The sequence below is a fragment of the Flavobacterium beibuense genome (assembly GCF_004151245.1).
GTDB lineage: Bacteria > Bacteroidota > Bacteroidia > Flavobacteriales > Flavobacteriaceae > Flavobacterium > Flavobacterium beibuense_A.
This window is the reverse complement of the sequence record NZ_JUIW01000017.1, coordinates 1-3,725: the sequence shown is the minus strand read 5'-3', so window position 1 is coordinate 3,725 and position 3,725 is coordinate 1. Positions and strand designations below refer to the sequence as shown.

The window sequence follows — 3,725 nt, the reverse complement described above, 5'->3', positions numbered from 1 at the left end:
CTTCTCACTGAAGAGATAAGACAATAAATAAATGATAAAAAAGCCTGAGGAAACTACCTCAGGCTTTTTGTTTAATGCAGATGATATAAAATCGGAGGCTATATTTTATTTAGATTATTTACAAATAATTGTTTTTTTATTGTTTTAAAGTTTTATTTTTGCGTCCGAAAAACAAACAATTAATTCAGAATAGAAAACATGAAATTAAGGACTATTTTATTTTCAGCTTTATCATTTGTTACCTTATCATTGGTGTCGTGTTCAAACGATGATGATAATGTAAGCGGGCCATCTTACAATGTGCCTACAGAGTATGTATTTGAAAGAAACGGAGAATCTTCAGTAGATTTTACAGGACAGACACAAAGAATAAAAATGCTTGTAGAATTTGATGCTTATTCTAAAAATCAGGCAGGTTATCCTACTTTCGATTCAGAGAAAGTATCAAACATGTTCTCAAATACAAATAATCCTTTTTCTGAAGAAGATTTGAATGTTTCAGGAAAACAGTTAAGAAATAAAACAGCCGCATCTGCAGATTATTTTGCGACTAACTCGGTTGAAGCTAATGAAATAAAAATGACTTTTGATGCCTTATTTACTGAGATGGGTGAGGTAGCAGCTCAATATGAAACTACAGGAACACCGGGTGTAATGGGGTCTGTTGATGCTGGTAAAAGACTTGTAAACGGTAAAGGTTTGGAGATTAACCAGGCAATTATAAAAGGTTTAATGGGTGCGTGTTTTATGGATCAGGCACTTAATAACTATTTAAGCCTGACTGTTCTTGATGAAACCAAATCTGCTAATGATGCAGGAACTTTAGAAGAAGGTAAAAACTACACTACCATGGAGCACAAATGGGATGAGGCTTATGGTTATGTATTTGGATATACAACAATCAATACTGACGGTAGTACAAAGAGATATTTTTGGGAAAGTTATATGAATACCGTAAATGGTAATCCGTACTTTGAAGGGATATCAGATAATATCAAAAATGCATTTATTAAAGGTAGGGCAGCTATAATAAATAAGGACTATACTACCCGTAACGAGCAGATAAAAATTATTAAAGAAAACCTTTCTGTAATTGGAGCAGTTAGAGCGGTATATTATTTAAATGAAGGTAAAGAACTTCTTTCTGAAGATAATGTAGTAACAATAAAAGCTTTCCATGCACTGTCTGAAGGTTATGGTTTTATAGCCGGATTACGTTTTACTAATAATCCAAATACAAATGCTCCGTACTTTAACGGAACTGAAGTAAATGGAATGTTGGAGAGTCTTTTAGCAGGAGAAAATGGTTTTTGGGATGCATCATATACAGCATCAGCGATAGATGATATAATGCTTGAAATATCTCAAAAATTTGGATTCACAATTGAAGAAGCAATTACAGAAGGCGGAAGTCACTAAAATTCTTATAATAATATTAAACAGGAAAAGCTGCAGTATTGCAGCTTTTCCTGTTTTTAATCGGTAGGGTATATCTCTTTTTAAATGTTTTTATCATAAAAGTTTGGTTCTATTTTTAGCGAAATAGCAAATAGATTTATTTTCATCCTTTTTTTGTGTTAATCAGTATGAATATTTATTAATTTGGACCTTTTTATATACTAGCTAGTTAAAAATCCATATGATGGGAAGAATTACTTATACCTTTTGTGCACTTTTACTCTTATTATTCAATTATAATTACGGTTATAACTTAAATGAAAAACGGCTCCCGCCACCTGTAAACGACGATTGTTCAGGGGCAACTACATTAACTGTCAATCCTACAGAAATTTGCGCGGCAGGCAGTACCGCCAGCTTTACGCAAGCTACCGTTTCTACACAGGGAACCACCTGTACGGCACTTAACAGTGCTGATGTTTGGTACCAGTTTACGGCTACTTCTACAGCGCATACCATTGCACTTTCAAATTTTTCGGGCTCACCACAACCAATGGTTATCGTTGTTTATGAGGGAGATTGTACAACACTTTCGCAACTATATTGTAGTCAGAATAATGTTGTAAATGCGTCAGGACTTACTATAGGTACTATTTATAAGGTTAGGATTTATTTTAATACCGTAACGGCAAGTACCATAAATACTTTTCTTGTTTGTGTAACAACACCACCACCGCCATCAAACAACAATCAGACGGAGTGTTTGATAACGACTAATAATTACGACTTTGAATTACCTGATTTGGTTTGGTCTAATTTTCCAACTTTTGTAAACCACAATGTAGTACAGGGGTGGAGAACTACAGCTTCTGATGAGATGATCGAATTCTGGCAGCAGCCCAATTATGAGAATGTACCTGCCTATAGCGGGACACAGTTTATAGAGCTGAATGCCAATGTTGTATCTGGGGTTTATCAGGATTATCAAACCCCTCAGACAACGGTATTTAATTATGGATTTGCACACAGAGGCCGTCAGGGCACTGATACCTGTCAGCTATTGGCTGGTCCTCCCGGAGGTCCTTACGTAAACGTAGGCCCTCCTGTTTCAACAGGAAATACCGCATGGAGTTATAATACAGGGACATATACAGTTCCTGTGGGACAAACAGTTACCCGTTTTATACTGCAGTCGGTTTCGAGTGTTGGAGGTGCCAGTGTGGGTAACTACCTTGATGCTATCAGTTTTACGGCTGATAATGGTATTATTACGCCAAACCCTTATTATTTGGGGTGTGGTGATATTGTTGCCGACTTGGAAGCTGCAGGAGTTGGGACATGGTCTGCCCATGCAGATAACCCCTCTGCAGTTACAATTTCAGACACTTCTGCAAATAATGTTCAGATTTCAGGTTTCGGGCCTTCAGGTTCTTATTTTTTCGACTGGACTACTCAGTATTGTACAAGTACTATTGAAATATCCTTTACAGGCCCTTATCCGCAGGATCCGGTAATACCAAATATAACTTATTGCCAGAACCAAACGGCTGTACCTATTGATATACCTGTAGATCAGCCTGGGTATACTATGATATATTATCTTAACAGTAATCAGTTGCCTGATGCTCCAACACCAGACACGTCAGTAATTGGTACAACAACCTACTATGTGCTTCAGGAGTCTGATCAGGGATGTCAGTCGCCAGCTTATCCTTTGGTAGTAACTGTTAATCCGGCAGTTTCTCCTGTTACAGATTTTACTTTACCCGCTGCGGTATGTACAAGTGACATTTCTGCATCACCAACTCCGGAAACAGGATTTACTACGGGAGGTGTTTATACAGCACCTGCAGGCGTGACAATTGATCCTGATACAGGTGTAATTGATCTTTTAAATAGTAGCCCGGGAACTTATGATATAACCTATACGGTGGCTGAAGATTTTGAGAACTGCCTTATTGAAGGTAGTAGTGTGGCAAGCATTATAATTAATGATGCGCCGCTGCTAATGCCTGCAACACCATTAGAGCTTTGTGATGATGCCTCTAATGATGGTATTGCCGAGTTTGATTTAGCACCAGCCATTGCAGAGATGGAAAATAATCAGGCTAATCTTATGGCTACAGTGCATTTATCTTTAACAGATGCACAAAATAACATTAATCCACAGTCACAGCCTTTATTTACCAATACAGTACCAAATTCGCAAACTATATATGTGAGGTTTGTTGAGGATGGAACAACAACTGATTGTTATACAATAGGTGAGGTGCAACTAACGGTTAATCCTTTACCCACAATACCCGCCCCTATCACTGACTACGTTT

At 37.4% G+C, this 3,725-nt stretch carries 2 protein-coding genes; both read left to right on the top strand.

The window, feature by feature from the left end; genetic code table 11:
* Positions 1–198 precede the first annotated feature (198 nt).
* Entirely contained in the window at positions 199–1,419 is a 1,221-nt protein-coding gene (locus NU09_RS17010; protein ID WP_129752510.1) for a DUF4856 domain-containing protein, read from the top strand.
* Between the two features lie 220 nt (positions 1,420–1,639).
* A partial coding sequence (locus tag NU09_RS17005) for a hypothetical protein (RefSeq protein ID WP_207209786.1) occupies positions 1,640–3,725 on the top strand: 2,086 nt, incomplete at its 3' end.

Coding starts and splice junctions, on each gene's coding strand:
- NU09_RS17010 (WP_129752510.1), top strand. CDS start 199: ATGAAATTAAGGACTATTTTATTTTCAGCTTTATCATTTGTTACCTTA.